Here is a 5,236-nt window from a genome sequence, read left to right as displayed (position 1 = left end):
GCATTCCGAGCAAGTGGATGGATTCCGGCGTGATCGTCAAGGCCGACACGTTGGCCGAGCTGGCGGAGAAGACCGGCTTGCCCGCCGATGCGCTGGCCGCCACCGTCGAGCGGTTCAACGGCTTCGCGCGATCCGGTGTCGACGAGGACTTCCACCGCGGCGAGAGCGCCTACGACCGCTACTACGGCGATCCCACGAACAAGCCGAACCCCAACCTCGGCGAGATCAGCCACGGCCCGTTCTACGCGGCCAAGATGGTGCCCGGCGATCTGGGCACCAAGGGCGGTATCCGCACCGATGTGCACGGCCGTGCGCTGCGTGACGACGGTGCGGTGATCGAGGGCCTCTACGCAGCGGGGAACGTCAGCGCGCCGGTGATGGGTCACACCTATCCGGGACCGGGCGGCACCATCGGGCCGGCGATGACGTTCGGCTATCTGGCGGCGCTGCATCTGGCCGGAAGGGGTTGAGCGATGCCGATCAATGTCGACGAGGCGCTGGCCGCTGAGCTGGACCCCATCGAATTCTCTTGGAGCAGCAGCGATATCCAGTTGTACCACTTGGGGCTGGGCGCCGGCGCCGACCCGATGGATCAGCGGGAGTTGCGTTACCTGACCGACGGCACCCCGCAGGTGCTGCCCACCTTCGGCAACGTGGCCGCCAGTTTCCACGACACCGAACCGCCGACCGTGCGGTTCCCCGGCATCGACATCGAGCTGTCGAAGGTGCTGCATGCCAGCGAGGGGGTGACCGTGCCCGCGCCGATCCCGCCCAGCGGGACCGCCAGCTCAGTACAGCGGTTCACCGAGATCTGGGACAAGGGCAAGGCCGCGGTGATCGTCAGCGAGACCACCGTGACCGCACCGGACGGCACCGTGTTGTGGACCACCAAGCGCTCGATCTTCGCGCGCGGCGAAGGCGGCTTCGGCGGCGAACGGGGACCGTCGACCAACCTGACGCCACCTGATCGGGCTCCTGACCTGGAGGTGGCGCTGCCCACCCTGCCGCAGCAGGCCCTGCTGTACCGGCTGTGCGGCGACCGCAACCCACTGCACTCGGATCCGAAGTTCGCCGCGGACGCGGGCTTCCCCAAGCCGATCCTGCACGGGCTGTGCACCTACGGCATCGGCTGCAAGGCGCTCGTCGACAACCTGCTCGACGGCGATGTGACCCAGGTGCGCTCCTACGGCGCGCGCTTCGCCGGGGTGGTGTACCCGGGCGAGACGCTGCAAGCCAATGTGTGGAAGGACGACGGGCGCTTTGTCGCTGTCCTGATTGCGCCGGAGCGCGGCGACGAAGTCGTGCTGTCGGGTGTGGAGTTGGTCCCGGCCTGACGTCTCGCCCTTCGTCGTCACACCGGCGTGACGCTCGACGACGACAGCCACGCCAGCGTGACGCTCGGCCGACTCGATGACGGCGCGGCCACTCTCACGGCAATTTCGTGTCGCCCCCTGCCGACCACCAGGTCGCTGCGCTATGTTGGGCAACGGCCCCCAACCAGGGCCGAACAACACCACACGGAGAACGCGGGAGCGTACGCCCAGTGCGCTGAGAGGACGGCTGAACGGTGCCGTCGACCGTATGAACCTGACCGGGTAATGCCGACGTAGGGAGATGTCATGAGCGAAGTTTCTGTTGCTGTCGATCCGGCCGTGACCACCGGCCCCATTGCCGGCAGCGCCAAGGTGTACACCGAGCTCGCCGGGGTGCCCGGCGCGCGGGTACCGGCCCGGCGGGTGCACCTGACCAACGGCGAGCACCTCGACCTGTACGACACCTCGGGTCCGTACACCGACACCGATGCGGTGATCGACTTGACCGCCGGACTGCCGCCGCGCGCCGGGGTGGTGCGCGACCGCGGCACCCAGCTGCAGCGCGCCCGGGCCGGTGAGATCACCGCTGAGATGGCGTTCATCGCCGCGCGCGAAGGCGTGTCGGCCGAGCTGGTGCGCGATGAGGTGGCGCGGGGCCGCGCGGTCATCCCGGCCAACCACAACCACCCAGAAACCGAACCGATGATCATCGGTAAGGCGTTCTGCGTGAAAGTCAATGCCAACATCGGCAATTCGGCGGTCACCTCGTCGATCGGCGAAGAGGTCGACAAGATGGTCTGGGCGACCCGCTGGGGTGCCGACACCATCATGGACCTGTCCACCGGACGCGACATCCACCAGACCCGCGAGTGGATCCTGCGCAACTCACCGGTGCCGGTCGGCACGGTGCCGATCTATCAGGCGCTGGAGAAGGTGAACGGCGACCCGGCCGCGCTGACCTGGGAGCTGTACCGCGACACCGTGATCGAGCAGTGCGAGCAGGGCGTCGACTACATGACCGTGCACGCCGGCGTGCTGCTGCGCTACGTCCCGCTGACCGCCAAGCGCGTCACCGGCATCGTCTCGCGCGGCGGGTCGATCATGGCGGCCTGGTGCCTGGCCCACCATCAGGAGTCGTTCCTCTACACCCACTTCGACGAGCTGTGCGAAATCCTGCAGCGCTACGACGTGACCTTCTCGCTGGGCGACGGCCTGCGACCGGGATCGATCGCCGACGCCAACGACGCGGCCCAGTTCGCCGAGCTGCGCACTCTCGGTGAGCTGACCAAGATCGCGAAATCCCATGGCGTGCAGGTGATGATCGAAGGCCCCGGGCACGTTCCGATGCACAAGATCGTGGAGAACGTGAAGCTAGAAGAAGAGCTGTGCGAGGAGGCTCCGTTCTACACGCTCGGGCCGTTGGCCACGGACATCGCACCGGCCTACGACCACATCACCTCGGCGATCGGAGCGGCGATCATCGCCCAGGCCGGTACCGCGATGCTGTGCTACGTCACCCCGAAGGAACACCTCGGACTGCCCGACCGCAAGGACGTCAAGGACGGGGTGATCGCCTACAAGATCGCCGCCCACGCCGCGGATCTGGCCAAGGGTCATCCGCACGCCCAACAGCGTGACGACGCGTTGTCCACGGCCCGTTTCGAGTTCCGCTGGCACGACCAGTTCGCGCTGTCGCTAGACCCTGACACCGCCCGGTCGTTCCACGACGAGACCCTGCCCGCCGAGCCGGCCAAGACCGCACACTTCTGCTCGATGTGCGGGCCGAAGTTCTGCTCGATGCGCATCACCCAGGACGTCCGCGACTACGCGGCCGAACACGGGCTGGACAGCGAAGAGGCGATCGAAGCGGCGCTGGCCGAGGGCATGGCCGAGAAGTCGAAAGAGTTCGCCGAACACGGCAACCGGGTCTACCTCCCCCTGGCATGACGTTTCTCCCGTTGCCCGAGCCCGGCCACGCCCCACTGCGGGTGATGACGATCGCCGGATCGGACTCGGGCGGCGGTGCCGGGATCCAGGCCGACCTGCGCACGTTCGCGTTGCTCGGCATCCACGGACTCGTCGCGGTGACCGCTGTGACGGTACAGAACTCCGTCGGGGTCAAGGGGTTTCACGAGATCCCGCTGGAGGTCATCGCCGGGCAGATCGAGGCGGTGGCCTCCGACATCGGTCTGCAGGCCGCCAAGACGGGGATGCTGGCATCGGCCGAGATCATCGACACCGTCGCCGGCGCCTGGCGCAGCCAGGGCCTGGCCGGATCGACGCCATTGGTGGTTGATCCGGTGTGCGCATCCATGCACGGCGACCCGCTGCTCCACCCGAGCGCGCTGGATTCACTACGCACCCAACTGTTTCCGCTGGCGACGCTGGTGACCCCGAACCTGGACGAGGTGCGGTTGCTCACCGGTATCGAAGTCACCGACGGGCAATCCCAGCGTGATGCGGCCTGTGCGCTGCACGCATTGGGCCCGCAGTGGGCGCTCGTCAAAGGCGGGCATCTGCGGTCGTCTGCCCAGAGCCCGGACCTGCTTTACGACGGCGTGGATTTCGTCGAGTTCGACGCCACGCGCATCGACACCGGACACGACCACGGCGCCGGTGACACCCTGGCCGCGGCGACGGCGAGTGCGCTGGCGCACGGCTTCTCGGTGCCCGATGCGGTGGCGTTCGGCAAACGCTGGGTGACCGAATGCCTTCGTGCCGCCTACCCGTTGGGCCACGGCCACGGACCGGTCTCGGCGCTGTTCCGGCTCACCGCAAGCTCATGAATCTCGACGAGATCGCCGGTATCGCGCACCAACCCGCCGGAATACCGCGTGGTGTGGTGGTGCTGACGCATGGGGCCGGCGGCAGCCGGGAATCGCCGCTGCTGATCAGAATCTGCGACCAGTGGGCCGCTCAGGGCTGGCTGGCGGTGCGCTACAACCTGCCCTATCGCCGTCGTCGGCCGAAGGGGCCACCATCGGGTTCCGGTGCGGCCGACCGAGCCGGGGTCGCCGAAGCGGTGGCCGCTGTCCGGACCCTGGCCACCGGTCCGGTGATCGCCGGCGGCCACTCCTACGGCGGGCGGATGACTTCGATGGCCGTCGCCGACGACGGACTCCAGATCGACACGCTGACCCTGTTCTCCTACCCCCTGCATCCGCCCGGCAAGCCGGAACGGGCCCGCACCGAGCACCTGCCACGCATCACCGCCCCCACCGTGTTCACCCACGGCACATCGGATCCGTTCGCCAGCATCGACGAGCTCCGCGCCGTCGCGAAGTTGATCACAGCGCCCACCGAGATCGTGCAGATCACCGGCGCCGGGCACAGCCTGGACTCCACGACGCTGGACGTGCCGGCGCTGGCGGTCGAGGCCGGGCTTCGCGCACTGAATTGACACCCAGACTCACCTCAACAGAAAGGACGTCATGACCACCGAGAAAACCGCGCGCCGCGGGGGAGCCGCCACAATCGCCGGACTCACGCTCGCCGGTGTCGGGTTGTCGCATTTCGCCGCCCCGCAGCTGTTCGAGCCGATCACCCAACCGGCCTTTCCACGCGACACCCGCCGCCACATCTACACCAACGGCGGTATCGAAACCGCGGTCGGGCTGGCGCTGAGCACCCGCAAGACCAGGCGGCTGGGAATCGTCGGCCTGATCAGCTACGGGGCCTACCTGGCCGGCAACGCGGTAGCCGCGTCGCGCAACCGGTAACGGCCGAGCAGGGTCAGGTCCAGCAACCGGCCGACGGTGGACCGAGTCAGTTCGGTGTCCTGGTAGCGCACGAGCCGACCCAGGTCGATCACCAGCGCCATCGCGGCGTGCACGGCGAACCGAGCCCGCGCGGGCGACCAACTAGGGCGCACCGCCACCACCAGTCCCACCCAGGTCTCGACGTTGGACCGCTGCAGGTTGCGC

Annotated in this window: 6 protein-coding genes and 1 pseudogene; 6 read left to right on the top strand and 1 reads right to left on the bottom strand. The window is 68.1% G+C overall.

The genetic code is table 11. The features are described from left to right. From ACN269_RS32525 to ACN269_RS32500, 6 genes are all read left to right on the top strand, one after another. Positions 1-470, top strand: a 470-nt coding sequence (locus ACN269_RS32525; protein ID WP_421476829.1) for an FAD-binding protein, incomplete at its 5' end; no start/stop codon positions are given. Between the two features lie 3 nt (positions 471-473). Further along, complete coding sequence (locus ACN269_RS32520; protein WP_421476827.1) at positions 474-1,334, top strand: MaoC/PaaZ C-terminal domain-containing protein; 861 nt, start codon at positions 474-476, stop codon at positions 1,332-1,334. 285 nt (positions 1,335-1,619) lie between these two features. Then, complete coding sequence (thiC, locus tag ACN269_RS32515) at positions 1,620-3,260, top strand: phosphomethylpyrimidine synthase ThiC (RefSeq protein WP_421476825.1); 1,641 nt, start codon at positions 1,620-1,622, stop codon at positions 3,258-3,260. Continuing rightward, complete coding sequence (gene thiD / locus ACN269_RS32510) at positions 3,257-4,099, top strand: bifunctional hydroxymethylpyrimidine kinase/phosphomethylpyrimidine kinase (protein ID WP_421476823.1); 843 nt, start codon at positions 3,257-3,259, stop codon at positions 4,097-4,099. Before thiC ends, thiD begins: the two co-directional genes overlap by 4 nt. Then, on the top strand, positions 4,096-4,713 hold the full coding sequence (locus ACN269_RS32505; protein ID WP_421476822.1) for an alpha/beta family hydrolase: 618 nt from the start codon (positions 4,096-4,098) through the stop codon (positions 4,711-4,713). The genes thiD and ACN269_RS32505 overlap by 4 nt, the downstream gene beginning before the upstream one ends. A gap of 31 nt (positions 4,714-4,744) precedes the next feature. Continuing rightward, entirely contained in the window at positions 4,745-5,032 is a 288-nt protein-coding gene (locus tag ACN269_RS32500; RefSeq protein ID WP_421476820.1) for a hypothetical protein, read from the top strand. On the opposite strand, the pseudogene ACN269_RS32495 reads toward ACN269_RS32500, so the two are convergent. Continuing rightward, positions 4,990-5,236, bottom strand: a pseudogene (locus ACN269_RS32495) (hypothetical protein); the annotation flags it as partial. The gene ACN269_RS32500 and the pseudogene ACN269_RS32495 sit on opposite strands and share 43 nt — an antisense overlap.

This window comes from Micromonospora sp. WMMD736 (genome assembly GCF_049179015.1).
Classification (GTDB): domain Bacteria; phylum Actinomycetota; class Actinomycetes; order Mycobacteriales; family Micromonosporaceae; genus Micromonospora.
Note: the sequence above shows the minus strand (reverse complement) of the source record. Positions and strands in the feature narration are given on the sequence as shown.